We start from the raw sequence: 24611 nt of genomic DNA on the forward strand, positions 1-24611 counted from the left end.
GACAGTTAGTCCGGACGAAACCCCCGACAAGAAGGCTGGACCACACTCCGAAGCCCCAGGTCACGTCGCCACCGAACGACAATTGAAATCGGAACCTACAAGGCACCGGAGGATTTTGAGGGGCACGCGCGCGTGCCCCTCTCGTCGCGCGTGCGGCGCTCTCTAGCATCGGCGCTATGTCCGGCCCCTCCTCGTCTGCCCCCTTGTGGGCGACGTACGCGCTGACGACCGGCACCCTGTCGGTCGGTCTCGACTCGGCCGGGTACGGGGTCCTGTCCCGGATCGCCGTCGTCCTGGCCTGCGCGGCCTGGCTGGGGGCGATCGCGCACGCCGTGCGACGGGCGGCCTGGCGGGCGGAGACGGCGACCGCGCTCACCTTCGTGGCCGCGACCGCCGTGGTCGGCACCGGCCTCTCGGCGGCCGGCCGGCAGCGGTCGGCCGCGGCGCTGCTGGCCCTCGCCGCGCTGCTCTGGACGCCGCTCCTCGCCTCAGGGGTCCCGCGGCGGCACGGCACCGTGTTCCTGCGCTGCGTGGCCACCCAGGGGCTCGCCGTGCTCGGCGCCACGCTCGCCGCGGCCGAGTCGGCGGCCTGGCTCGCCCACGCGGCGCTGACGCTGTTCTGGCTGGGGCTCGTGCTCTACTGCCTCGCCCTGTTCCGCTTCGAGCCGCGGCAGGTCGGCGAGGGGGCCGGGGACCACTGGCTCGCGGGCGGCGCGCTCGCCGTGTCGGCGCTGGCCGGGGCGAAGCTCCTCAGCGCCGACAGCGAGCGCCTGTACCTGTGGAACGACGACGACCACGCCGTCCTCAGCAGGGTCACCGTCGCGCTGCTCGTACTCACCGCGATCTGCTGCGTCGCCCTGTTCACCGCCGAGCTCTTCTGGCCCCGGCGCCGCTACGACGTACGGCGCTGGGCGACCGTGTTCGCCGCGGTCGTGACGGCCACGGCCGCCCTGGCGGTCGCCGCCGCCCTCGACGCCCCCTGGCTCGACGGCCTCGGGGAGGCACTGCTGTGGTTGGCGGTGGCGGCGTGGCTCGGGTGCACCGCCTGGACGGTCGCCTCGGCGCGGGCCGGCGAAAGGCCGGGCAGGGTCAGGTCCAGAGCACGGCGATGAAGATGTTCGCCGTGGTCAGCAGCCCGACCAGGCCGAACAGGCCCTTGTCCACCTTCTCGTCGTCCCGTTTCACATAGACCAGGCCGAGGATCACGATCAGCAGGGCCAGCTTCACGCCGATCTTGATGTTGTTCACGGACTGGTCGTCGGCCTGGTTGAGGCCGACCAGGATCACCCCGGTGACCAGCATCGTCAGAGCGCCGTGCAGCATCGCGGGGGTGTAGCGGGCGGTGCCCTCGCCCATCGCCTTCATCTGAGTGAGGAAGCCGCCCAAGAGCGCGGCGATGCCGACGATGTGGAGGCCGACGAAGAGGTGGATGAGTACGTCCATGAGGCCGGAGCCTAATCAGGGCCCCTGGGCCGTCCGACACCGGCCCATCGATGCATATATGCGCCCCATAGCACCCGATCACCGTCACTCTCCTACGAATCGACGCATCGGTCATCACGCTGAGTTAAGACGACGGCGCCCAGGCCGGATCACGGTCGCATACGGTCACCACCGGTCCTCTCGGGACAGTTCCGCGCACCCGCCACCGGCCCGCACGACGGGGTTTAGCGTCCTCCACCAGGTGACCGGCTCCCCACAGCCGCCCGGGCCAGGGGCGGCAGTCGGGCACCACCGCCGAGAAGGTCCGGCGGCGGCTCCGCTCCCCCTGTGCGGGCCGTCGCCGGACGCGCAGGCCGCCCGTCCGCTCCCCCGGGCGGCCCTACGCACCCACCCGGCGGTCGAGGAAAGGACGTGGCCTCCAGGTGGCAGCGCACCGCAAGCCCCGACAGCGCCCCGCGAGCGGCGGCACGGCCCGTACGGCCGCCACGATCGCCCTCGCCGGTGCGGCGACCGCGACGGGCTTCGACGGGACCGGACACGCCGAACCACAGCTCACCCCCGGCCAGGTCAAGGCCAAGGTGGACAAGCTGTACCAGGAGGCGGAGGTCGCCACCGAGAAGTACAACGGCGCGAAGGAGAAGGCCGAGGCGGCCGGGCAGCGTCTGAAGGACCTCCAGGACCAGGCCGCCCGCACCAAGGAGCGGCTCAACTCGGCCCGCGAGGACCTGGGTTCGGTCGCCGCCGCGCAGTACCGCACCGGCGGTCTCGACCCCGCCCTTCAGCTCGCCCTGTCCGACGATCCCGACCGGTACCTGGAGAACGCCGAGTTCGTCGAGCGGGCCGGCAACCGTCAGAAGGCCGCAGTCGGGCGCGTACGCCGGCAACTCCGGGAGATCGAGCAGTTGCGCGGGGCCGCCCACATCGAGCTGACCTCCCTGAAGTCGCGGCAGACGGAGCTGAAGCGGCACAAGAAGACCATCACCGGCAAGCTCGGCTCCGCACGGCAGCTGCTGTCCCGGCTCGACGTGCAGGAACGTTCCAGACTCGGAGAAGCGCCGGGCACCGGCCGCGCCTCACGCTCCTCGACGGGCCCGCGCGGCAGCCTGGCCGCCCCCGGATCCGCCACCGCCCAGGCGCCCAACGCCCGCGCGGCCGCCGCCGTCTCCTACGCCTACCAGAAGCTCGGCAGCCCCTACGTCTGGGGCGCGACCGGCCCGAACGCCTTCGACTGCTCGGGCCTCGTCCAGGCCGCGTACCGCTCCGCGGGCGTCTCCCTGCCGCGCACGACGTACTCCCAGATCGCCGCGGGCCGCCGCGTCTCCCGCTCCGAACTCCTCCCCGGAGACCTGGTGTTCTTCTACGCGGGCATCAGCCACGTCGGCATCTATGTGGGCAACGGCCGGATGATCCACGCCCCGAACCCGTCCGCCCCGGTCCGGGTCGCGCCGCTCGACGAGATGCCGTACGCGGGTGCCACGCGGGTGGTGTGACCGGACCGGCGTCACACCAGCCGGCGAGCCGTCGCCCAGCGCGTCAGCTCGTGCCGGTTGGAGAGCTGGAGCTTGCGGAGGACCGCCGAGACATGCGACTCGACCGTCTTCACGGAGATGAACAGCTGCTTGGCGATCTCCTTGTACGCGTATCCCCGGGCGATGAGCCGCAGCACCTCACGCTCGCGCTGGGTCAGGCGGTCCAGGTCCTCGTCGACCGGCGGCGCGTCCGTGGAGGCGAAGGCGTCGAGGACGAACCCGGCCAGGCGCGGCGAGAAGACGGCGTCGCCCTCCTGGACGCGGAAGATGGAGTCCACGAGGTCCGTGCCGGTGATCGTCTTGGTGACGTACCCCCGGGCCCCGCCGCGGATCACGCCGATCACGTCCTCCGCCGCGTCCGACACGGACAGCGCGAGGAAGCGGACGGGCTGCTCGGCGTCGGCCATCAGCGCGGCACAGCGGCGCAGCACCTCCACCCCGCCGCCGCCCGGCAGGTGCACGTCGAGGAGGACCACCTCGGGCCGGGTCGCGGTGATGACCGTGACCGCCTGGTCGACGTCCGCGGCCTCGCCGACGACCTCGACACCGGTCTGCTCGGTCTGCCCGATCTCGGCCTGGACGCCCGTACGGAACATGCGGTGGTCGTCGACGAGGACCACGCGCACGCGACGCCCGGTGCCGCCGCCCGACTCCGCGGGGCCGGGCGCCTCCGCCGATCCCGCCGTACCGTTCGACTCGGTCGGGTCGCTCATGACGTCTTCTCCGCCCTCTCCATCTCCAGCTCGACCTCCGTGCCGCCGTCGGGCACCGCGCGCAGCCGCGCCGTACCGCCGTTGCGCTCCATGCGGCCGATGATCGATTCTCTGACACCCATCCGGTCGGCGGGTATCGAGTCGAGGTCGAAGCCGGGGCCCCGGTCCCGGACGGACACGAAGACCGTCTTCCCCTCGACCTCGGCGTAGACCTGCACGGCGCCGCCCTCGCCACCGTACTTGGCGGCGTTCACCATTGCTTCGCGCGCGGCCTGCATCTGTGCGGCGATCCGCTCGTCGAGCGGGCAGTCGCCGACGACCACGACCTCGATGGGCACGCCGTGCTTGTCCTCCACCTCGGCCGCGTTGCGCCGCACGGCGTCGGCGAGGTTCGCGGGTTCGTCGGCCTCGTCCTTGCCGGTGCCCTCGGGCTTGTAGAGCCAGGTGCGCAGGTCGCGCTCCTGGGCGCGGGCGAGGCGGCGCACCTCGTTCGCGTTCTCCGCGTTGCGCTGTATCAGGGTGAGGGTGTGCAGCACCGAGTCGTGCACATGGGCGGCGACCTCCGCGCGCTCCTGGGCCCGGATGCGCATCAGGCGCTCCTCGGAGAGGTCCTGTGTCATGCGCACCAGATAGGGCCCGGCGAGCAGCGTTATCCCGACGAGGACCGCGAGCGCCGCCTGAAGGACCGAGCCGAGATGGGCGGCGGAGCCCTGGAGGACGAAGATGCCGGAGACGCCGGCCGTCACCAGCAGGACACCGCCCACCGAGCGCAGCAGCGTGACCGTGCGCCGGCGGCGGCCGACCTCGACCCAGCGGGCCCGGCGGGCGTTGTCCGCCTGCCGCCAGACCAGGGCCACGCCCGCGCCGACCAGCACGGCCGGCCAGAGGTACACCCTGGCGCCGCCGCTGAGGTTCACGTTGCCCACGAAGACCATGGCCACCACGACCATGAGGAGCAGCGCCACGATCTGGCCCTTGTCGGGTCTGCGCGTGACGAGTCTGCGGCGGCCGTCGGGCGAGGTCTCCGTGGTGACCAGCGAGGGCGGCTTCTGGGCCTCTACGCCGCCGACGCCGAGCGGGACGAAGAACCAGAACGCGGCGTACAGCAGCGCGCCGAGACCGTCGGCCATGAACAGGCCGACGAAGACGAGCCGTACCCAGATCACGGGCAGCCCGAGATGGCCGGCGAGCCCCCGCGCCACCCCGCCGAGCCAGCGTCCGTCGCTGCTGCGGTAGAGCTTGCGCGGCGGCCGCGGCTCGGCGACTGGCGCTGCTGCGGCTTCCGACATGCCATTGATGGTCACACGTGCGGAAGGCCGGAGCATCAGGGTCGGCCCCGGAGACTCCCCTGATCTCCGCGGGCCGGTCCGTCGAACGCTTCCCGAGCCCTGGCTCAGGGCCGATATCAGGGTCCGGCCAGGGTCATTCCGACTGCCGCTGCGGCGCCGCGCCCGTCACCATGGACCCATGACCGATCACGAGCACGCCGCGACGGGTCCGGGACCCGGCTCCGGCCCGCGCCCCGCACCGGGCGCCGGGCCGCAGGGTGCCGCGCCCGCCGCGGGCGCGGCACCCGCCGACGCCCCCGCGCACGGGCACGCGGGCGCGGGGGCGGGCGCGGGCGCGGGAGATCAGGGAGGAGGAGCCCCCGACGCGGCCGGCCCCGCCACCGAGGCCGCCCCGGCCGGTCCGCCCCACAAGTTCCGTCGCGACCGCCGCCACAAGGCCCTGGCCGGCGTCTGCGCCGGGCTCGGGCGGCAGTGCGACATGGACCCGGTGATCTTCCGGATCACCCTCGCGGTGCTCTCCGCCACCGGCGGCCTCGGCCTCCTCTTCTACGGCTTCGCCTGGCTCGTCGTCCCGTACGACGACGAGGAGGAGAACGAGGTGCGCAAGCTCCTCACCGGCCGCGTCGACGGCCAGGCCCTGACGGCCGTGCTGTTCGCGCTGGTCGGCTGCGGAGTGTTCCTGACGCTGCTGAACAACGGCGGGGTGCTGACCTTCGCCGTCGTCCTGTCCCTCCTCCTCGCGGGCGCCGGCTACTGGTCCCGCCAGCGGGGCGCCCCCAGCCCCGACCCCCTGGCCGCCCAGGCGGCCGCCGACGCGCCGCCGGAGCCGCAGGCGCCGCCGGTGTTCCTCACGTCCCCCTCCTGGTGGCGCGACCCCATCGTCAAGGACGGCACCCACATCGGCGGCACGGGCTACCTGTGGGGCCCCCCTGACTCCGGCGACCGGGATGTCGCGGCGGCCATCAACATCAGCCTCGGCACCCAGCCCGGCACCCGCGAGGACGCACCTGCCCCGCACACCCGGCCGCCCAAGCCGCGCGGCCCCCGCTGGATCGGCGGCTGGGTCTTCCTGCTGGCCCTGCTCGCGGGCTCCCTGGGCACGAGACTGACCTGGGACGGGCACCCGCTCGGCACCAGCCTCCAGACGGGCCTGTCCTGCGCGCTCGCCGTCCTGGGCCTGGGCATAGCGGTCAGCGCCTTCCTCGGACGGACGGGGGCGGGCTCGATCCTCCTGGCGATCATCACGGCCGGCCTGCTCGCCGGCGCCGCGGCACTGCCCAAGGACATCGGCACGCACTGGACGCGCACGACCTGGCAGCCCACCGCGGTCACGGACGTACGGGAGCGGTACGAGGTGGGCGCCGGCGTCGGCACCCTGGACCTGACCCGGCTGGACGTGGCCGGGAGACAGACCGTGACGACGAGCGCCGACGTAGGCGTGGGCCAGATCAAGGTGCTCGTACCGGAGGACGTGACGGTGCGGCTGACCGTCGACGTCGGCGTGGGCGACCTCCAGCTGCCGGGCGACGACAAGAAGGACGTGGACGTGAAGCCGGGCCAGCACAGGCAGATAACCCTCTCCCCCGCCAAGGGAGTCGAGAAGTCCGGCACGATCGACCTGGACCTCCAGGTCGGCATGGGACAGGCGGAGGTGACCCGTGCTGCGTCATGAACTCCAGCCCGGAAAGCTGGTCATCGGCGCCGCCCTCATCCTGGCGGGCGTCCTCTACGCCGGTGACGCGGGCGGCGCCTGGGAGACCCCGTGGTTCGTGGCGATCCCGCTCGTCACGGGCGGGCTGTGCCTCGCGGGCGCGGTGGCGTTCCTGACGAGCCGCATACGCCGACGCCGCACGGCGGGCCGCACCACCGCCGACGGGGCAGGCCCGGACATGGCGACGTGACGGCGAGGCCCCGTCCGCCCACCGCAACAGCCCGGAGCCGGCTACCGGTACTCCACGCTCCGCTGCCGTCGCCGCGGCCGCAAGGCGGCGTCCACGGACAGCAGGGGGGCGCCCGCCAGGACGAGGGGGATCCAGGCCATGAGGTAGGCGAGGTCGTTGCCGTAGTAGTACGGGTCGGAGGCCCAGCTCACGGTCAGCCACAGGCTGAGGGAGATCAGCGCGCCGCCGAGTGCGGCCAGCCGGGCGAGGAGTCCGATCAGGGTGCCGATGCCGACGGCCAGTTCTCCGATGGCGATGCCGTAGCCGAAACCGACGGGGTTCTTCAGGGAGAGGTCGACCAGGGCGGGGATGGCGGAGGAGTCGCGGACGGCACGCATCATGTCGCCGATCGAGCCGGAACCGGCCTCCTTCATGAAGGCGCTGTCGGTCATCTTGTCCAGGCCGGCGTAGATGAAGGTGATGCCGAGGAAGACGCGGAGGGGAAGGAGGGCGTAGCGGACGGCCGTGTCCCGCCAGTCTCCTCCGCCGCGGAAGTGGGGGGTGTGCGTGTCCGTTCGCATACCGTGAGTCATCGCTGCTAGCCGCCTCTCGCGCGCCGGTGCCGAGACCCCCTCAACAGACCATACGTATGACAAACCGACCCGGCTCAATCCTGCGCATACGGTTTTTCTGACGCACGACGTGTTTGCGAGCCCCTCGTGGCTGCCGGCGCCGGGGCGTCGCGCCACCCGGCGAAGCGGGGTGCCGCCGCGCCCACCCGTGCCGGCCCAGCTACCTGGGCAACTGTCACTCCGTCACCTCCACCGCATACCGATTCGTCTCCACCCCCGCCGCGGTGACCACCTGCACCTCCACCCGCCCCGGCTCCACATCCGCAGGCACCGGCACGGTCAGCAGCGTGTCCGTCGGGTTGCGGAAGCCGCCGGGTACCGGCACCAGCGGCACGTGGACGTGCACGGCACCCACCCGCACGACCATCCGGGCCAGCCGATCGGCCGCCTGCGCCCCCGGCGGTACGAAACCCGCACCCCGGATCTCGATGTCGTCACCCGTGCGGATCGGCGCGTCCAGGTCGCCCGCCTCCCGGGCCCGCACCACGGAGAGGATGACCGGCCGGCCGCCCTCCGCGTACTTGCCCGCCAGGTACGTCGCCGCCGACACCAGCACCACCACCGCCAGTCCCCACGGCAGATCCGGCAACTGGTCCGGCCGCCTGGCCAGCCGTACCGCCGCGAAGACCAGGGCGACCGCGCTGATCACGACGTACTGGATGTCGGCGAAGGTGCCCCGCCCCGAGTCGTCGGTCAGCAGGTCGGCGGCGCGCGGCCGGTCGGCGCGCACCTTCTGGAGCCGCTGCCCCAGCACCCGCAGCCCGACCACCCGGCGCACGAGGACGGCGATCCCGCACACCACGGCGAGCACGGTCACGACCCCGGCGCCGCGGGCGAGTTCCAGCCCGGAGATCAGCGCGTCCCGCTCCCGGTGCCGGGAGGCGCCCGCGAGCCGCCCGGCCAGGACGAGCACCGAGTACGCCATGAAGAGCACCCACGCCGCGGCGACGGTACGGGAGGTGGACAGGCGGTTGTCCTCACCGATCACGGGCGCCAGCGCACCGCCCTTCGCCCGGTGGAACCACGACGCCGCGGTCAGCGCGCCGGCCACCGCAAGCGCCGCGGCCAGCCCGGCCGTACGCGCCGACGTCCAGCCCGCGCCGATGGCGGTGAGGGCCTGCCCGAGCAGCAACAGCACGACACCGGCCCACACCACAGCCGCCGTGCGGCGCCACAGGCCGGTCAGCCAGGCCCGGCCCTCGGCCCGGCCGCGCTCGGCGACGAGTTCCGCGGACTGGGCGAGTTCCTCCGAGACCCACTGGCGGGAGGCCGAGGCGGAGTGGGCAACGGCGGCCGGCAGCCCGTGCCCGGCCGCGAACTCGTCACGCCGGCGCAGGAACGCGGCGACGGCCCGCCGATGCCCCTCGCGCGCCCCGTGCGGACAGTCCCCGCAGGCGCACCCGCCCCCGTGAGGTTCACCGTGTCCGTCCCCGTGACCACCCGCGTAACCACTGGCGTAACCAGCCGGGTACCCGCCCGCATACGCACCGGCACGCGCAGCCGCGTACCCGCCCGCGTCCCCGCCGCCCTGCCCCGTCTCGCGCACCGCCACGCCCGACGCCCGCCTTCCCGCGACCCAACCACCGCCGGCCTTCCGGACCCCGGAAACACCGCTGTACAACTCCCGTGCGACGACAGCGAATTGTGCCCTATACCACCCGGTCCGCGTCCGCCCGCTCTGGTCAACACGGGTGAAGTTCGGCGTGCCGTGTTGACCTGGCTGCGAGAATTCCCTTATGGCCGAGATCATCCAGCGTGACGGGACCTGGGCCTTCGACGGCAGCACGGTCCGGATCACGCCCGGTCTGCACCGCTCCGTGCCGCTGTTCCGGCAGACGTACGGAGAGATCGCGGTGCCACTGGAGGCGGTCGCGGGCGTCGTGCTCGAAACCGAACGCAGGCGCGGCCGGATCCGGTTGCGGCTGCGCGAGGGCGCCGACCCCCTGCTCCAGGCCACGGGCGGGCGCCTGCCCGACGCGGCCGATCCGTACCGGCTGACGGTGGCGGTCGACCGGATGGGGGTCGCCGAGTACGTCGCCGAGGAGATCCGCCGCGCGCTGCTCCTCGACCGGACACCGAAGGAACCGGCGAAGGCCTATCTGCTGCCCGGCCCGCCGGTCCCGGTCTCGGTCCGCTCCTCGGACGGCACGGTCTCCTTCGACGGCACGCAGGTACGCATCGACTGGGCCGACACCTCCGAGCGGCTCAAACGCGCCACCGGCCCGCGCATCATCGACCTCGGCCACCTCGTGCGGGTCGAGTGGCTGCCGAACTCCGGCTATGAGGGCGGCTTCCTGCGGTTCGTGACCCGCGAGACGGTGTTCCCGAAGCTGCCGCCGGAGAAGGACCCGTACGCTCTGGACCTGTGGGGCAGCGCCCGCCGCGATCTGCTCACGGCGCTCGTCGCCACGGCGGTCACCGCCCGGCTGCCGCACCCGTCCACCCGGACCGCGACCGAGACCGACGGCTCCGACCCGAACGACGCGTACGCCCCCGTCCTGCCGCCCTCGTCCTCCGACCACCACGACGTACTGCTCCGCCGCCTGCGCGAGCTGGGCCGGCTGCACCGCGACGGCGTGCTCACGGACGAGGAGTTCGCGAGGACCAAGGCAGTGGTACTGCGCGGCTTCTGACACAGGAGAGAGCGATGACCGAACGAACGGGCAGGGTGATCTGCGACATCACGATCTCGGCCGACGGGTACGCGGCCGGGCTCCACCAGAGCGAGGAACGCCCGTTCGGCGACGATGGCGGCGACGGCTCGGGCGACCGGCTGCACGCCTGGATGTTCGACACCCCCGACGAGAACCGGGCCGAGGTCGAACAGCTGAACACCGCCGCGGCCTTCATCATGGGGCGCAACATGTTCGGCCCCGTGCGCGGCGCCTGGGATCGCCCGTGGAACGGCTGGTGGGGCGACGATCCGCCGTTCCACGCGCCGGTGTTCGTGCTCACCCACCACGCGCGCGAGCCGCAGCAGATGAACGGCGGCACCACGTACCACTTCGTCACCGAGGGAATCGCCTCGGCCCTGGCACAGGCACGCGCGGCGGCCGATGGCGATGGCGATGTCACGATCCTCGGCGGAGCGACCACCATCAACCAGTACCTCTCCGCCGGCCTGGTCGACGAGCTGCGGCTGCACATCGCACCGCTCACGCTCGGCGCCGGCACGCGGCTGTTCGAGGGCGTCCCGCCGCTGAGACTGGAGCAGGTGACGTCACGGCCGGCGAGTCTGGTCACACACGTGACCTACCGCGTGCTGTCCTGAGCCGGCGGCCGGTCGCGGGGCGTCGCCTCGCCCAGCAGGTCCGGCTCGCTCCGGCAGACGTCCTGCCACATCGGCTGGTAGTTGATCCACGCCACCAGGTCGCCGCCCAGCTGCTCGCGCGTCGCCACCGCCATCCGGTGGTCGATCCGGACCGGCCGCCCGGCCGCCTGCGCCGTCAGCTGCACCTGGCAGGACCGCTCCATCGACACGAACCACCAGGCCGCCGCGTCCACCGAGTCGCCGACGGTCAGCAGCCCGTGGTTGCGCAGCACGAGCGCCTTGCGGGAGCCGAGCGCGTCCGCGATGCGCCGCCCCTCCTCGGCGTCGACGACGACGCCGGTGTAGGTGTCGTAGAGGGCGTGGTCCTCGTAGAAGGCGCAGCTCTCCTGCGTGATCGGCTCCAGCAGCTCGCCCAGGGCGGCGAGCGCCCGGCCGTGCACCGAGTGGCAGTGGGCGACGGCGACCACGTCGGGGCGGGCGGCGTGGACCTGGGCGTGCACGGTGAACGCCGCCTGGTTGACGTGGTAGCGGCCCTCGACGACCTGGCCGTCCTGGTTGGCGAGCACCAGGTCGTCCACGGTGACGTGCCGGAAGGGCATGCCGAACGGGTTGACCCAGAAGCAGTCGCTGTACTCCGGGTCGCGGGCGGTGATGTGCCCGGACACGCCGTCCTCGAAGCCGAGCCGCCCGAAGATCCTGAGGGCGCCCGCGAGCCGTTCCTTGCGGTGCCGGCGCTCGTCCTCGACCGACTCGTGCATCGGCGGCATCGCGAACCGCAGGCGGTCGGTGGGCAGCGGCAGGGGCGGGGTGGGCCCGTGCATAGGTCCTCCAGCGATGGTTCCTCGTACGGGGCGGAAGCTACCGTCGGTCGGGCAGCGATGGACAGAACCGGTTCGTGAAGATGAAACGAGTGCCCCGCGAGCGCCCCCGCGAGCACCCTGCGCACACCCTTGTGCCACCGGGCTCCCCGATGCGCCACCGGGCTCCCCGACCCCACGAATAGCCGACAGAGGATGTCGGATTTCGGCGCCAGACTCTCCGTATGACAGTGAACTGGGCGGCTTTCGCCACCGCCGAACCGGATCTGGCCAGAACCGTCGAGAAGCGCTTCGGCGCCTACACGCACCACCTCCTCGCCACCCTCCGCAAGGACGGCTCGCCCCGTACGAGCGGCCTGGAGGTGCGGTTCCTGAACGGCGAACTGTGGCTGGGCATGATGCCGGACTCGCTCAAGGCGCTCGACCTGCGCCGCGACCCGCGCTTCGCGCTCCAGGCGAACCCCGGGGAGGGCACCGGCATGGGCGGCGGCGACGTCCGGATCAGCGGCCGGGCGATCGAGGTCGACGACGTGGAGACGAAGGCCGGATACGTCGAAGAGGTGGAACCGCCGGAGCCGTTCCACCTCTTCCGCACCGAGCTGACGGAGGTCGTACGGACCTACGTCGAGGACGACACCTACCTCGTCGTCCAGGTCTGGAAGCCCGGCGAGCCCCTGCGCACGATCAGGCGCACGTAGGGGTCACTCCCACTCGATGGTCCCCGGCGGCTTGGAGGTCACGTCGAGGACGACGCGGTTGACGTCCTTGACCTCGTTCGTGATCCGCGTGGAGATCCGGGCGAGGACCTCGTACGGCAGGCGGGACCAGTCGGCCGTCATGGCGTCCTCGGAGGAGACCGGGCGCAGGACGATGGGGTGGCCGTAGGTGCGGCCGTCGCCCTGGACGCCGACCGACCGGACGTCCGCGAGCAGGACCACGGGGCACTGCCAGATGTCCCGGTCGAGGCCGGCCGCCGTCAGCTCCTCGCGGGCGATGGCGTCGGCCTCGCGCAGCAGGTCCAAGCGCTCCTTGGTGACCTCGCCGACGATCCGGATGCCGAGGCCGGGGCCGGGGAACGGCTGGCGCTGGACGATCTCCTCCGGCAGGCCGAGCTCCTGGCCGACCATGCGGACCTCGTCCTTGAAGAGCTTGCGCAGCGGCTCGATCAGCTTGAACTCGAGGTCCTCGGGGAGGCCGCCCACGTTGTGGTGGGACTTGATGTTGGCGGTGCCGGTGCCGCCGCCGGACTCGACCACGTCCGGGTAGAGCGTGCCCTGGACGAGGAACTCCACCGCCGGGCCCTGATCGGCGATGATCTCGGCCTGGGCCTGCTCGAAGACGCGGATGAACTCGCGGCCGATGATCTTCCGCTTCTCCTCGGGGTCGGAGACCCCGGCCAGCGCCTTGAGGAACCGCTCCTCGGCGTCCACGACCTTCAGCTGCACGCCGGTCGCGGCCACGAAGTCCTTCTCGACCTGCTCGGTCTCGCCCTTGCGCATCAGACCGTGGTCGACGTACACGCAGGTCAGCTGGGACCCGATGGCCTTCTGGACGAGGGCGGCGGCCACGGCGGAGTCCACGCCGCCGGACAGGCCGCAGATGGCGCGCCTGTCGCCGACCTGCTCGCGGATGGCGGCGACCTGCTCCTCGATCACGTTGCCCGTGGTCCAGGACGGGGTCAGGCCCGCGCCCCGGTAGAGGAAGTGCTCCAGCACCTGCTGCCCGTGCGTGGAGTGCATCACCTCGGGGTGGTACTGGACGCCGTAGAGCTTCTTCTCGTCGTTCTCGAAGGCGGCGACCGGGACGACGTCCGTGGAGGCCGTGACGGAGAAGCCCTCGGGGGCGGCGGAGCAGGCGTCGCCGTGGGACATCCAGACGGCCTGCTCGGCGGGGGTGCCCTCGAAGAGGGTGGAGGACGCCTTGGAGACGTGCAGGTCGGTGCGGCCGTACTCGCGGGCGCCGGTGTTGTCGACGGTGCCGCCGAGGGTCTGCGCCATCAGCTGGAAGCCGTAGCACATGCCGAAGACGGGGACGCCGGCCTCGAAGAGCGCGCGGTCCAGGCGGGGCGCGCCCTCCTCGTAGACCGACGAGGGGCCGCCGGAGAGGATGATCGCCGCGGGGTTCCTGGCGAGGATCTCCTCGACCGGCATGGTGCTCGGCACGATCTCGCTGTAGACCCGCGCCTCGCGGACGCGACGGGCGATGAGCTGGGCGTACTGCGCGCCGAAGTCGACGACCAGGACGGTGTCGGCGGCGTTGGCAGCGGGAGTCGCTGATGACACGGGGTGCCTTCCGGCGGTGGGGCGGGGGTCTTGTGCCACCCGATTCTACCGGGGGCGGCCGGGCACCTTCCGGGCGCCGGGCAGCCGCCCCGTCTCAGGATGCGAACCGGCTTGGACGTCTCTGGCGTGCGGTGCATACTTGCCCCCATGTTCAAGCACCAGACGTTCGTCTTTACCTATGGCATCCGGCCCACCGGACGCCATGGTCGTGCTGCTTGAGCAACTGACAAGCGACTTCCCAGGCGCCCCGGGCCGACAAGGCCCGGGGCGTCTGCCGTCGTCGGGGCCTTGCCGGACCGGGGCACCCCTTGACGACGAGGAGCCCCTCTCATGACCGCCACCGACGTGACCGGCGCCCGTACCCCCGAGGCCGCCGATGTGATCACCGGAGCCCGCGAGCGGATCGACGCGCTCGACGACCGGATCATCGGCCTGATCCAGGAACGGGCGGCCGTCTCGGCCGTCATCCAGGAGGCGCGGATCGGCTCCGGCGGCCGGCGCGTGAACCTCTCCCGCGAGATGGAGGTCCTCGCCCACTACCGGGAGGCCCTGGGCAAGCCGGGCACGACTCTCGCGATGACCCTGCTGGAGCTGTGCCGCGGCAAGATCTGAACCCCCATGCGCGGGACACACGTGCGCACCCCCCTCACCCGTACGGCGCGTGACCGTCTTCCGCGCCGCCTCGTTGGTCCCGGTGTCCGTGCCAGCCAGGGGCGGGCCCGAGAGAACCACGCGTGGCTCACTGGAGCGATGAGACGTGCGGATCGTGCCGTGCGTCGTGGGACCTCGCTCCAGGGAAGTGACCGGACGGCAGGGGACAGCAGCCCGGTCACCAAGAGAACGGCCGGCCCCGGGGACGCCCGGGGCCGGCCGGCGGACCTTGCAAAAATGCACAAGGCTGGGTCAAACGGTTGCGGGCGCCGCGTTCATCCAGCACGATGCGTACACAGCCCAAGTCCCTCGGCGGACACCCGCATTGTCCGACTGCCAGAGGTAGAGACCAGCGGCGCAACCCCCCGGCGCCGCTTCCCGGCACCGGCGCTGCCCTGACGTCGGTGCTGACGAGAAGAAGGGCCCCGCGGCTCCACCCCGCGGGGCCCTTCGCTCTGCTCAGGTGCGGGTCACCGTGCCGCAGTCCTCCCGGTCGCCGTCGTCGATGTCCTTGCTCCGGTCGTACGGGTCCGTCGCCGGGCCGCTCGGGGCCGCGCCCGTGGGGCTGCTCGACGAGAACTCCGGGTGCAGGTAGCCGTCGTAGACGAAGCAGGAGGAGTTGCCGATCTCCTGGTCGTACTCCAGCAGGAGCAGGCGGCCCGGAGTGACCTGGTACCGGGCGGGGTCGGCGAGTTCGACCTCGACGACGCGGCGCACGATGGTGCGGGTGACCTCGGTGGGGCCGTCCGCCCGTACGACGGGGTAGACGAACGTGTAGTCGGCGCGCACCGCCACGCCCCCGTGCGTTCCCTTCTGGAACGTCATGCGCCCGCGCGTCTTGATCACGTCGCCGACGGGCCGCACCTCGTCGGGGTCGAAGCGGCTGAACAGGGTCAGCGGGTCGTACTTCGGGCTCGGTGAGCGCAGGGCGGTGTCGAGGTGGTCGAGGACGTCCGGCTGCTTGGGGTCGAGCACGGAGAGCGCGGCCCCGGGGCGTCCGCCACGCACCGCCGCGGGGTCGAGATTGGCGCCGACCAGCAGCTTCTTCGTCAGCTTCAGGGCCTGTTCGACGCGGTCCTTGGAGACCGGGCCGACGGCCTTCGCCTCGGGCAGGACGATGCCCGCCTCGCCGTCGGCCCAGCGCAGGGCCGGGGAACCCGCGAACGGCTCGTCCAGGGTGGGGATTTCGGGGTCCGACGCCCCGGGCGGGGCGGTGGGTGCCGTGGTCTCGGCGGGCAGGGGCGAGGCCTCGGCGGCCTGGGATCCCCCGGTACCGAAGGGGTCGCCGGGCAGCACCGACGGTTTCAGGGCCACCACCGCCACGGCTACGGCAGCGGTCACACCCAGCACCGTCCACAGCTTGCGGCGCCGGGCCGCCCGGCCGTTCATCTCCTGCCATACCGGCCCGGTTCGCCACCCTGGAGGCAACTCGCCCCGCTCCTCCTGCCGGCGCAGCCGCTCGGTCACCATCCGCGCTCGCGCGGACGGCTCCTTCGGGGCGGAGGAACGGATGTCCCGCTCGCTGTCGCGGGTGAACTGCTCCCAGACGTCGTCGGGGAGCTGCGAGGCCGACGGCTGGTCGTCGGACGGCTTTTCAGACACGAGGTCAAGATCTAAGCGGATGGTAAGCGCCTTCACAAGAAGGTCGTGGGTGTGACTCAGCCCACATAAGAATTCTGTGAATGCCAGCGCAACCATTCACAGGTTTCACGGATCAAACCTCGCGAACCAAGGGCCACACCCGCGCCCCACACGCGGAGGCCTCCCCCAACGTTCGTACCGCACCCCGCGGTACGCCGGACTCTCCGAGGTCTTCATGAAGCTTCGCCGCGCCATGGCAGCAGCGGCCGCCACGGCGGTCATAGCCCCGGTCGCACTGCTCGCGGCACCGGCCGCGTACGCGACCGACGAAACGACGCCCACGCCCAGCGCTTCCGTGAGCGAGACCGCTCCCGAGACGTCGCCCTCGCCGTCGGCGACCGAGTCCACGCCCGCCGAGACGTCGCCGACCCCGAGCGCGTCCGTGAGCGAGTCCGCTCCAGAGACCTCGAGCTCGCCCAGCACGTCCGCGAGCCCGTCGACGCCGGCGCCGACCACGTCCGAGCCCGAGGAGTCCGAGGCCCCGGACCCCGAGCCGTCGGTGTGCGAGGACACCAAGGTCGACGTCAGCATCACCGGCCTGCCCGGCAAGATCGCGGCGGGCAGCGGCTGGCACAAGTTCTCGCTGAACGTGGTCAACAACTCCGACTCCACGCTGAACGACCTCGACTTCTTCGCCGGGGCCTCCCCCGACAAGAACGGCGAGGAGCTGTTCTCCAGCAAGCAGGTCCAGCTCCAGGCCTGGGACCCCCAGGACAAGATCTGGGTCGACCTCAACGAGGGCGGCTACGCGGTCGGTTACGTCGGCTACACCGACGAGCTGCAGCCCGAGTACCAGGTCAACATCCCGCTGCGCCTGAACGTCAAGCCGTCCGCCCCGGTCGGCGCCGGCTTCTCGCTCGGCGCGACGATCTACGGCGACAGCGACGGCGAGTGCGTCGGCTTCGGTGACGTCTCGTACAAGTTCCAGATCGTCGCCGCCGGTACGGACACCGACGGCACCAAGCCGCAGGAAGGCGGCAAGGCGCCCGTCACCGACGAGAAGCCCAGCGGCAACACGCCGGAGGTCACCGGCAGCCTCGCCGAGACCGGCTCCAGCTCCGCCCTGCCGATGATCAGCCTCGTCGGCGGTGCCGCGGTCGTCGCCGGTGCCGGCGCGATGTTCGTGGTCCGTCGCCGCAAGGCCGGCGCGGAGGCGTAAGACGCAGCGCCCCGTAAGGGGCAACGCCAAGCAGAAGAGGGACCTGCGCTCGGAGGGGGGCGCAGGTCCCTCTTCTGCTGTCCGCTGCCGGTCAGTTCTCCGGCGGCACCGCAGGCATGCCCAGGAACGGCAGCCGCAGCGCGCCGAACGCCTCCGCCGGGACCGCCGGGGACTTCGGCTCGACCGGCTGGAGCCGCTGGTAGGCCGCGCCCTGCTGCGGCCGGGGGTCGGGCTCGCCCTTGTTGGGCCAGAACGACATGGCCCGCTCGGCCTGGGCGGTGATGGTCAGGGACGGGTTGACGCCCAGGTTGGCGGAGACCGCGGCGCCGTCGACGACCGAGATGCCGGGGTGGCCGTAGAGGCGGTGGTACGGGTCGATCACGCCGGTCTCGCGGGAGGCGCCGATCGGGCAGCCGCCGAGGAAGTGGGCCGTGAGCGGGGTGCCCATGAGTTCACCGATGTTCGAGCCCGCGAAGCCGTTGATCTCGGCGGCCAGCGCCGACGCGCCCTCCGTGGCGGCCTTGATCTGCTTGGGGTTCGGGGCGCCGTGGCCCTGGCGGGCGGTGAGCAGGCCGCGGCCGGCGCCCGACGGTTTCAGGTACGTCGTCAGGGAGTTGTCCAGCGACTGCATCACCAGGCCGATGATGGTCCGCTCCGACCAGCGCCGGTTGGACAGGGAGCGCAGCACCAGCAGGGGGTGCTTGGCCGCGTGGGCGAGGAAGCCCAGGACCCGTGAGGTGCCCGAGTTCCGCCCGGCGTAGGGCACCTGGAGGATGGACAGGCTGCCCATCGAGTTGGATCCCTTGCCGTAGCGGACCGGCTCGATGTGGGTGCTGGCGTCGGGGTGGATCGAGGACGTGATGGCCACGCCCCGGGTGAAGTCGACCCTGGGCGCGCCGTGTGCCTTGCGGTAGCGCCGGTCGTCGGTCTGGGCGCCGACCAGGGCCTCGGAGTTGGTGCGGGTCAGCTCGCCCAGCCGGTCCGAGATGTACGGCAGTTGCCCGCCGGCCTTCATGCGGTGCAGGAGGGTCTGCGTGCCGTAGGTGCCGGCGGCGAGGACGACCCGGCGGGCCGTGTAGGTGCGGCCCTTGGCCTTGCGGCGGTCGTCGGTGGGCAGGGTGGCGACCGCGTATCCGCCGCGTGAGTCGTCGGTGACCGAGACGACCGTCGTCAGGGGGTGGACGACCGCGCCGGCCTTCTCCGCGAGGTACAGGTAGTTCTCGTTGAGGGTGTTCTTCGCGCCGTGGCGGCAGCCGGTCATGCACTCGCCGCACTCCGCGCAGGCCCTGCGGGCCGGTCCCGCCCCGCCGAAGTACGGGTCGGGCACCTCCTGGCCCGGCTTGGCCTTCACCGTGCCGTCGGCGTCCTCGCCGTCGCCGAAGAAGACGCCGACGGGGGCGAGGTGGAAGGAGTCGCCGCAGCCCATCCGCTCCGCGGCGGCCTTCAGGTGGACGTCGGACGGGGTCATGGTCGGGTTGAGCCGTACGCCGAGCATGCGGCGGGCCTGGTCGTAGTACGGCTTCAGCTCCTCCTGCCAGTCCGTGATGTCACGCCACTGCGGGTCCTCGAAGAACGGTTTCGGCGGGACGTAGAGGGTGTTGGCGTAGTTGAGGGAGCCGCCGCCGACGCCCGCGCCGGCCAGGACCATGACGTTGCCCAGCAGGTGGATGCGCTGGATGCCGTACATGCCGAGTTTCGGGGCCCAGAGGTAGTTCTTGAGGTCCCAGGAGTTCTTGGGGAGGGTTTCGCGGGTGAAGCGGCGGCCGGCCTCCAGGACGCCTACGCGGTAGCCCTTCTCCGTGAGGCGCAGGGCGGTCACGGAGCCGCCGAAGCCGGAACCTACGACGATGACGTCGTAGTCGTATGCGTCCTGAGGCACGTGTTCTCCTCGTTGAGTTTCGCGTGCGGGTCGTTGGTGGCTGGTCGCGCCCACGCGGCGGAGCCGCATATCGATACAGCCCCGCGCCCCTAGAAAAGAAGGTCGGTCACCGGAACCTGAATGCCTTCATCAGGCGGAGACTCCTGGTCATGAACTGGGCGTACTTCTCGTCGTCCATGCCCAGGGAGGGGGCCATCGGGAGAACCCTCTGGTGGGCGATCGTCTGGGCCTCGGTGTACTTGAGGATGCCCTCGGAGCCGTGGCGGCGGCCGAGGCCGGAGTCCTTCATGCCGCCCATGGGCGACTGGACGCTGCCGTACGCGGGGGCGTAGCCCTCGTTGATGTTGACCGTGCCGGTGCGCAGGCGGGCCGCGACCTCCTGGCCGCGCCGGCCGTTCCTCGTCCAGACCGAGGAGTTCAGGCCGTACGCCGTGGCGTTGGCGCGCTCGATCACCTCGTCCTCGTTCGTGAAGCGGTAGACCGAGACGACCGGGCCGAAGGTCTCTTCCGCGCAGACGGACATGTCCGTGCCCACCCCGTCGAGGATCGTCGGCTCGAAGAAGTACGGGCCGATGTCCGGGCGCGCGACACCGCCCGCGACGACCTTCGCGCCCTTGGCGACGGCCTCCTCGACGTGCCGGGTGACGGTCTCCAGCTGGCGTTCGCCGACCAGGGAGCCCATGTCGGCGCCGTACGCCAGGGACTTGCCGAGGCGCATGGCCTTGGTGCGGGCGGCGAAGCGCTCCAGGAAGGCGTCGGCTATCGACTCGTGGACGAAGAGCCGCTCGATGGAGATGCAGAGCTGGCCGGCGGAGGAGAAGCAGGCGCGGACGGCTCCGGCGGCGGCCTTCTCGATGTCGGCGTCCTCCAGTACCAGCATGGCGTTCTTGCCGCCGAGTTCGAGGGAGACGCCGACCAGCCGGGCGGCGGCGCCCTGGGCGACCTCGCGGCCGGTGCGGGTGGAGCCGGTGAAGGAGACGTAGTCGGCGTGCCGGACGACCTCGGGGCCGACGACCGGGCCGTCGCCGAGGACGACCTGGAAGACGTCGGCGGGCAGACCGGCCTCGATGAGCAGGTCGCGGGCCCACAGGGCGGTCAGGCAGGTCTCGGTGTCGGGCTTCATGACGACCGCGTTGCCCGCGGCGAACGCGGGGAGCGCGTCGCCGACCGACAGCTCCAGGGGGTAGTTCCAGGGGGCGATCTGGCCGACCACGCCGCGCGGGTGGCGCAGTTCGCTGACCTTGGTGAGGGTCGGCATGGCGCCGGCGTGCCGCTTGGGCCGGAGGTAGGAGGGGGCCTTGCGGCCGTAGTGCCGGGCGGCGACCGCGACGGCCTGGACCTCCTCGTGGGCGTGCAGGCGGGCCTTGCCGGTCTCCAGCTGGATCAGGTCCAGCACCTCGGCCTGGCGCTCCAGCATCAGGTCGTGGAAGCGGAGCAGGACGGCGGCGCGCTGCCGCACCGGGGTCCGCGCCCACACGGCCTGGGCGGCGCGGGCCAGTTCGTAGGCCTTCGCCACGTCCTCGGGCGTGGACTCGGGGAGGTCGGCCAGCTTCTCACCGGTGAACGGCGTGTGGTTGGCGGTGCGACCGGAGCCGACCACGCCCTTGGTGAGCTGGGCGACCAGCTCGGGGGTGACCACGTCGGCGGCGGTGCGGGCGCCCTCCGGGGCGGGGGCGAGGGGGTTCGTGCCGGTCTGTGCCGTGCCGATCTCTGCCGTCTTCTCAGCGGCCTGCGCGTCCGTCATGAGGCGCAGGGTATGCCGCGGCGGAGCCTTTGGGTACCCGTCGGTAATACGGCTTCACCGACTGCACACACGGCGCCAGTGGCTGCTGGCAACGAATGCGCTGATCAGGGCATCACGCGGCGACCCGTCGTGTGATTCAGCCCTCTACGATCCCCAGCCGATCCCGGGCGCCCTTGAACAGCGCGGTGCCCTCCTTCTCCTCCGGCGTGCCCTTGGGCATGTCGACGCGCAGTTCGTACATGCGGCCGTCGTCGGTGCGGATCAGCACCTGCATGACCCGCCGGGGGTCCTCGTCCACGTTGTAGGTGGTGTCGGCGATGGCGGCGTCGTAGGCCTGGACGCTGGTGCGGGTGTACTGCGTCTCCGCCTTCTCGCCCCAGGTGACGTGGGCCTTCCGGGCCTGGTCCATCGGGGAGCCCGGTGCCCTGTCCCAGAGGAGGAGGCGGACCTGGATCGTGCCGCCCCGCGCGTCGCCGTAGACGGCCATGCGGGGCTGGTCGGTCGCGCTGCCGACTTTGGCGAACCGGCGGTAGTCGGCCGGGAGGCGGAGTACGACCGCCATGTCCGACTCACGGTGCGGGGTCCAGGCGTCGCCGGGGCCGGAGGCGGTGGGGTCCGGTGTGGTCGGGCTCGGTGCGGTGGGGGCCGGGGCGGTGGGGGCCGGCGTTGTGCCGGTGCCCTGTTCGGTGGTCTCCGCGCTGCTCGTGCCGGCGAGGTGGGTGGCGATCCCCGTGCCGCCGACGAGCAGTGCGCCCAGCAGGGCGAGGGGGCCGGGGCGGAGGAGGGTGTGGCGCTTGGGGGGTGTGGAGTCGCTCGGCGCCATGGACTCGGGCGGGGTGTGCTGCGCGGCCGGCTCGGACGGTGTGAGCTGCGCGGCCGGCTCGGACGGTGTGTGCTGCCCTGCCGACCCCTGCGGTACGGCCGTTCCGTCCCCGAGGCGTACCGTGCCGGTGTCCTCCTCCGGCTCCGGTATGTCCTCGGCCTCCTGGGGCCGCTCCCGCACCGGCTCCGTCTCGGGCCACCGCCCGGCCACGGCCTCCAGCGCCCTCGCGACCTCCTCGGCGTCCGGCCGCTGTTCGGGGTCCTGCACCAGCAGCCGTACGATCAGCGGCCCGAGCGGTCCGGCCTGCTTGGGTTCGGGCGGCTCGGCGGCGAGGATCGCGGCGAGCGTGGCCTCCGGCGTGGTCCGGCGGAACGGGGACGCGCCGTCGACGGCGGCGTACAGCAGGACGCCCAGGGACCACAGGTCGGAGGCGGGCCCGGCGATACGGCCGGACATCCGCTCGGGCGCGACGAACTCCAGCGAGCCGACGAACTCCCCGCTGGCCGTGAGGGACTCCTCGCCCTGTACGTGGGCGATGCCGAAGTCGGTGAGCACGACGCGCCGGTGCGGGCCGAGCAGCACGTTGGCGGGCTTGACGTCCCGGTGCACGATGCCGACGGAGTGGGCGGCGCGCAGGGCGCCGAGGACGGCGAGGCCGATCCGGGCCGCTTCCCGGGCCTCGACCGGGCCGCGCCGGAGCCTCTCGTGCAGGGACTCGCCCCGGACCAGCTCCATGACGATCCAGGGCAGTCCGTCGAGCGCCTCGGCCGCGTCGAGTTCGTCGGGTCCTTTGGGCCCAGGGCGTTCGTCCCGCTGCTCCGCCTCGACGACCACGTCGTGGATGGTGACGGCCGCGGGATGGTCGACGCGGGCGGCGGCGCGGGCCTCGCGGTAGAGCCGGTGGGCGGCCCGCCGGTGGCTCTCGTCCTCCGGGTCGCCGGGCAACCGGGGCTGCTTGACGGCGACTTCGCGCTGGACGAGTTCGTCGCGGGCCCGCCAGACGGTGCCCATGCCGCCGGAGCCGATGCGCTCGACCAGCCGGTACCGCCCGCCGACCAGCCGGTCCTGGGCGCCCGTCCCACCCCCGTCGTTGCTCATGCCCCCATCAGTACCCTGCTGGCCGGGCGCTTGTCGACGCGGGGCGTTTCTCAGGGGTGTTGGCCGGTTCAGGTGCCGTCGATGTCCAGGTTCGCGATGGCCGTGCCCGCCACCTCACGCCCGCGGTCGGTGAAGTCGCCCTTGCCCGGGTAGCTGACGGTGAGTTTGTACATGTCGCCGCCGGAGGTCTTGTAGTAGAAGATCCTGAACTCGCGGGGGCGGGGGTTCTCGGTGTCGTCGGTGTCGTAGGCGACGGTGTTCTCGGCGGCCTTCCCGCCCCGGTAGGCGGTCACCTTGGGGTCCGTGTCCGGGTTCTCCGGCATGTCCAGGTCGTAGCTGCCGCTGTCCTTGAACCTGCTGTCGTCGTCGTACATCTCGGCGGCCGCGGAACCCGCGATGGTGCTGCCGGTGTCCTCCGCCTTCCGGTCCAGGGTCAGGCCGATCCAGATGCTGCCGCTCCAGTCGGTGTACGTGACCCAGTGCCCCTGGTCCGTCTTCCGGTCGGGCACGGTCCGCTGGTAGCCGTCGGGGACCGCCAGCGCCGCGGCGAGGCCCTTCTCCTGGCGGACCTTCCAGCCCTCGGGCAGCGGCCCGGCGAACGGGTCCGCGATCACCAGGTACGCCGTCACCGCCGCGGCGACGACCGCCGCGCCGAGCCCGGCCCACGCCGTGCGGCCGAGCCTGACGCCCCGTCTGCCGCCGTCGCCCCGGCCGGTGACCGGGACGGACTGGGTGGGCCGGCCGGCGGGCGGGTCCGCTGCCGCTTCCAGCAGGGCCCGCACCTGTGCGGCGTTCGGGCGGCGGGCCGGGTCCTTGTGCAGCAGGCCGTTGATGGCCTCGGCGAGCGGGCCCCGGGCGGAGGCGGGCGGTGCGGGCGTGGCGTTGAGGACGGACTGGAGGGTGGCGGGGGTGTTGCTGCGGCGGAACGGCGAGACGCCCTCCGTCGCCGCGTACAGCACCACTCCCAGGGACCACAGGTCGCTGGCCGGGCCCGGGCGCTGGCCCAGCACGCGCTCGGGCGCGATGTACTCGGGCGAGCCGACGAAGCCGCCGGTGTCGGTCAGGTTGGTCTCGCCCTCGATCCGGGCGATGCCGAAGTCCGTGAGCACCACCCGGTCGTACCGGCCGAGCAGCACGTTGTCCGGTTTCACGTCGCGGTGCAGGATGCCCGCCGCGTGGGCGGCCTCCAGCGCGCCGAGCACCTCCAGGCCGATCCGGGCGGCCTCGCGTGCGGACAGGGTGCCCTCCTGGAGCGCGGCGCCCAGCGAGCGGCCCCGCACCAGCTCCATGACGATCCAGGGCCGGCCCTCCACGACCGCGACGTCGTGGACACCGACCACCGCCGGGTGGTCGAGCCGGGCCGCGGCACGTGCCTCGCGGCGCATACGCTCGAAGGTGTTGGCGCGTTCGCGTTCGGGAAGGTGGTCCGGGACGCGGGGCTCCTTGACGGCGACCTCCCGGTCCACCGTCTCGTCCTTGGCCCGCCACACCGTGCCCATGCCGCCGTGCCCGAGCCTGGCGATCAGCCGGTACCGCCCGGCGATGAGCCGCCCGGCACCGGGTTCCTCGGCGGCTGCCGCCGACCGGGGCGGCACGACCTGGGTGGGCGTCGCGTACGGATTACCGGGTACCGGTTCCGGTGGATTCGGCGGTTGCAGAACAAAACTCGTGGGCTCGTCGGCCCCGGATCGGGCTCCCCCGTTGTTGCTCATGGGCTCATCCCTATCGCGCCGAGCGCTTCCGTATCCACCACGGACGC

The 24611-nt window shown here is 72.4% G+C and carries 21 protein-coding genes; 9 read left to right on the forward strand and 12 right to left on the reverse strand.

What is annotated here, in order from left to right; translation table 11 throughout:
- Positions 1 to 176 precede the first annotated feature (176 nt).
- Positions 177 to 1112, forward strand: coding sequence for an SLAC1 family transporter (locus tag IE255_RS09740; protein WP_190049786.1), 936 nt, complete (start codon positions 177 to 179; stop codon positions 1110 to 1112).
- Here IE255_RS09740 and IE255_RS09745 read toward each other — a convergent pair.
- Complete coding sequence (locus tag IE255_RS09745; protein ID WP_190049787.1) at positions 1090 to 1443, reverse strand: hypothetical protein; 354 nt, start codon at positions 1441 to 1443, stop codon at positions 1090 to 1092. The two genes, IE255_RS09740 and IE255_RS09745, sit on opposite strands and share 23 nt — an antisense overlap.
- A 422-nt stretch (positions 1444 to 1865) precedes the next feature.
- Between IE255_RS09745 and IE255_RS09750 the strand changes: the two genes are divergently transcribed.
- Positions 1866 to 2933: a C40 family peptidase gene (locus tag IE255_RS09750; protein WP_190049788.1), complete on the forward strand. Its 1068-nt coding sequence runs from the start codon at positions 1866 to 1868 to the stop codon at positions 2931 to 2933.
- A gap of 11 nt (positions 2934 to 2944) precedes the next feature.
- Here IE255_RS09750 and IE255_RS09755 read toward each other — a convergent pair whose 3' ends face one another.
- Together IE255_RS09755 and IE255_RS09760 are read right to left on the reverse strand one after the other, a co-directional pair.
- Positions 2945 to 3685: a LuxR C-terminal-related transcriptional regulator gene (locus tag IE255_RS09755; RefSeq protein ID WP_190049789.1), complete on the reverse strand. Its 741-nt coding sequence runs from the start codon at positions 3683 to 3685 to the stop codon at positions 2945 to 2947.
- Positions 3682 to 4974: an ATP-binding protein gene (locus tag IE255_RS09760; protein ID WP_190049790.1), complete on the reverse strand. Its 1293-nt coding sequence runs from the start codon at positions 4972 to 4974 to the stop codon at positions 3682 to 3684. Before IE255_RS09760 ends, IE255_RS09755 begins: the two co-directional genes overlap by 4 nt.
- Positions 4975 to 5152: 178 nt before the next feature.
- Between IE255_RS09760 and IE255_RS09765 the strand changes: the two genes are divergently transcribed.
- Both IE255_RS09765 and IE255_RS09770 read left to right on the forward strand, forming a co-directional pair.
- Complete coding sequence (locus IE255_RS09765; RefSeq protein ID WP_190049791.1) at positions 5153 to 6646, forward strand: PspC domain-containing protein; 1494 nt, start codon at positions 5153 to 5155, stop codon at positions 6644 to 6646.
- A complete protein-coding gene (locus tag IE255_RS09770) occupies positions 6633 to 6875 on the forward strand; it encodes a hypothetical protein (RefSeq protein ID WP_190049792.1) in 243 nt (80 codons plus the stop codon). The genes IE255_RS09765 and IE255_RS09770 overlap by 14 nt, the downstream gene beginning before the upstream one ends.
- A gap of 41 nt (positions 6876 to 6916) precedes the next feature.
- On the opposite strand, the gene IE255_RS09775 is transcribed toward IE255_RS09770, so the two are convergent.
- Together IE255_RS09775 and IE255_RS09780 are read right to left on the reverse strand one after the other, a co-directional pair.
- Positions 6917 to 7447, reverse strand: coding sequence for a DoxX family protein (locus IE255_RS09775; RefSeq protein ID WP_190049793.1), 531 nt, complete (start codon positions 7445 to 7447; stop codon positions 6917 to 6919).
- Positions 7448 to 7661: 214 nt separating this feature from the next.
- Complete coding sequence (locus IE255_RS09780) at positions 7662 to 9038, reverse strand: hypothetical protein (protein WP_190049794.1); 1377 nt, start codon at positions 9036 to 9038, stop codon at positions 7662 to 7664.
- Positions 9039 to 9222: 184 nt separating this feature from the next.
- Between IE255_RS09780 and IE255_RS09785 the strand changes: the two genes are divergently transcribed.
- Positions 9223 to 10119, forward strand: a complete 897-nt coding sequence (locus IE255_RS09785; RefSeq protein ID WP_190049795.1) for a DUF4429 domain-containing protein — start codon at positions 9223 to 9225, stop codon at positions 10117 to 10119.
- Positions 10120 to 10133: 14 nt separating this feature from the next.
- Positions 10134 to 10757, forward strand: a complete 624-nt coding sequence (locus IE255_RS09790) for a dihydrofolate reductase family protein (RefSeq protein ID WP_190049796.1) — start codon at positions 10134 to 10136, stop codon at positions 10755 to 10757.
- Here the strand turns inward: IE255_RS09790 and IE255_RS09795 are convergent.
- The gene (locus tag IE255_RS09795; RefSeq protein WP_190049797.1) at positions 10739 to 11578 is read right to left on the reverse strand and encodes a class II aldolase/adducin family protein; all 840 of its coding nucleotides are present in this window, start codon (positions 11576 to 11578) and stop codon (positions 10739 to 10741) included. The two genes, IE255_RS09790 and IE255_RS09795, sit on opposite strands and share 19 nt — an antisense overlap.
- Positions 11579 to 11799: 221 nt before the next feature.
- On the opposite strand from IE255_RS09795, the gene IE255_RS09800 reads away from it, so the two are divergent.
- Entirely contained in the window at positions 11800 to 12273 is a 474-nt protein-coding gene (locus IE255_RS09800; protein ID WP_190049798.1) for a pyridoxamine 5'-phosphate oxidase family protein, read from the forward strand.
- A 3-nt stretch (positions 12274 to 12276) separates the two neighbouring features.
- Here the strand turns inward: IE255_RS09800 and guaA are convergent, their stop codons facing one another.
- Positions 12277 to 13857, reverse strand: a complete 1581-nt coding sequence (gene guaA / locus IE255_RS09805) for a glutamine-hydrolyzing GMP synthase (protein WP_190049799.1) — start codon at positions 13855 to 13857, stop codon at positions 12277 to 12279.
- A gap of 330 nt (positions 13858 to 14187) precedes the next feature.
- On the opposite strand from guaA, the gene IE255_RS09810 reads away from it, so the two are divergent.
- Entirely contained in the window at positions 14188 to 14469 is a 282-nt protein-coding gene (locus IE255_RS09810) for a chorismate mutase (RefSeq protein ID WP_190049800.1), read from the forward strand.
- Positions 14470 to 14967: 498 nt separating this feature from the next.
- Here the strand turns inward: IE255_RS09810 and IE255_RS09815 are convergent, their stop codons facing one another.
- Positions 14968 to 16110 (reverse strand): hypothetical protein, encoded by a 1143-nt coding sequence (locus IE255_RS09815; RefSeq protein WP_190049801.1) that lies wholly within the window; start codon positions 16108 to 16110, stop codon positions 14968 to 14970.
- Positions 16111 to 16324: 214 nt separating this feature from the next.
- On the opposite strand from IE255_RS09815, the gene IE255_RS09820 reads away from it, so the two are divergent.
- A complete protein-coding gene (locus IE255_RS09820) occupies positions 16325 to 17308 on the forward strand; it encodes an LAETG motif-containing sortase-dependent surface protein (RefSeq protein ID WP_190049802.1) in 984 nt (327 codons plus the stop codon).
- Positions 17309 to 17399: 91 nt separating this feature from the next.
- Here IE255_RS09820 and IE255_RS09825 read toward each other — a convergent pair whose 3' ends face one another.
- From IE255_RS09825 to IE255_RS09840, 4 genes are all read right to left on the reverse strand, one after another.
- Positions 17400 to 19187: a GMC family oxidoreductase N-terminal domain-containing protein gene (locus IE255_RS09825; RefSeq protein WP_190049803.1), complete on the reverse strand. Its 1788-nt coding sequence runs from the start codon at positions 19185 to 19187 to the stop codon at positions 17400 to 17402.
- Positions 19188 to 19293: 106 nt separating this feature from the next.
- Positions 19294 to 20931, reverse strand: a complete 1638-nt coding sequence (locus IE255_RS09830; protein WP_190049804.1) for a succinic semialdehyde dehydrogenase — start codon at positions 20929 to 20931, stop codon at positions 19294 to 19296.
- 136 nt (positions 20932 to 21067) lie between these two features.
- Entirely contained in the window at positions 21068 to 22852 is a 1785-nt protein-coding gene (locus tag IE255_RS09835; protein ID WP_190049805.1) for a serine/threonine-protein kinase, read from the reverse strand.
- 68 nt (positions 22853 to 22920) lie between these two features.
- Positions 22921 to 24564, reverse strand: a complete 1644-nt coding sequence (locus IE255_RS09840; RefSeq protein ID WP_190049806.1) for a serine/threonine-protein kinase — start codon at positions 24562 to 24564, stop codon at positions 22921 to 22923.
- Positions 24565 to 24611: the final 47 nt, after the last annotated feature.

The sequence above is a fragment of the Streptomyces lomondensis genome (genome assembly GCF_014651035.1).
In the GTDB taxonomy this organism is placed as follows: domain Bacteria; phylum Actinomycetota; class Actinomycetes; order Streptomycetales; family Streptomycetaceae; genus Streptomyces; species Streptomyces lomondensis.

Coding starts and splice junctions, on each gene's coding strand:
- IE255_RS09795 (WP_190049797.1), bottom strand. CDS start 11,578: ATGCACGGGCCCACCCCGCCCCTGCCGCTGCCCACCGACCGCCTGCGG.
- IE255_RS09745 (WP_190049787.1), bottom strand. CDS start 1,443: ATGGACGTACTCATCCACCTCTTCGTCGGCCTCCACATCGTCGGCATC.
- IE255_RS09830 (WP_190049804.1), bottom strand. CDS start 20,931: ATGACGGACGCGCAGGCCGCTGAGAAGACGGCAGAGATCGGCACGGCA.
- IE255_RS09740 (WP_190049786.1), top strand. CDS start 177: ATGTCCGGCCCCTCCTCGTCTGCCCCCTTGTGGGCGACGTACGCGCTG.
- IE255_RS09755 (WP_190049789.1), bottom strand. CDS start 3,685: ATGAGCGACCCGACCGAGTCGAACGGTACGGCGGGATCGGCGGAGGCG.
- IE255_RS09765 (WP_190049791.1), top strand. CDS start 5,153: ATGACCGATCACGAGCACGCCGCGACGGGTCCGGGACCCGGCTCCGGC.
- IE255_RS09785 (WP_190049795.1), top strand. CDS start 9,223: ATGGCCGAGATCATCCAGCGTGACGGGACCTGGGCCTTCGACGGCAGC.
- IE255_RS09820 (WP_190049802.1), top strand. CDS start 16,325: ATGAAGCTTCGCCGCGCCATGGCAGCAGCGGCCGCCACGGCGGTCATA.
- IE255_RS09775 (WP_190049793.1), bottom strand. CDS start 7,447: ATGACTCACGGTATGCGAACGGACACGCACACCCCCCACTTCCGCGGC.
- IE255_RS09790 (WP_190049796.1), top strand. CDS start 10,134: ATGACCGAACGAACGGGCAGGGTGATCTGCGACATCACGATCTCGGCC.
- IE255_RS09835 (WP_190049805.1), bottom strand. CDS start 22,852: ATGAGCAACGACGGGGGTGGGACGGGCGCCCAGGACCGGCTGGTCGGC.
- IE255_RS09810 (WP_190049800.1), top strand. CDS start 14,188: ATGACCGCCACCGACGTGACCGGCGCCCGTACCCCCGAGGCCGCCGAT.
- IE255_RS09760 (WP_190049790.1), bottom strand. CDS start 4,974: ATGTCGGAAGCCGCAGCAGCGCCAGTCGCCGAGCCGCGGCCGCCGCGC.
- IE255_RS09840 (WP_190049806.1), bottom strand. CDS start 24,564: ATGAGCAACAACGGGGGAGCCCGATCCGGGGCCGACGAGCCCACGAGT.
- IE255_RS09800 (WP_190049798.1), top strand. CDS start 11,800: ATGACAGTGAACTGGGCGGCTTTCGCCACCGCCGAACCGGATCTGGCC.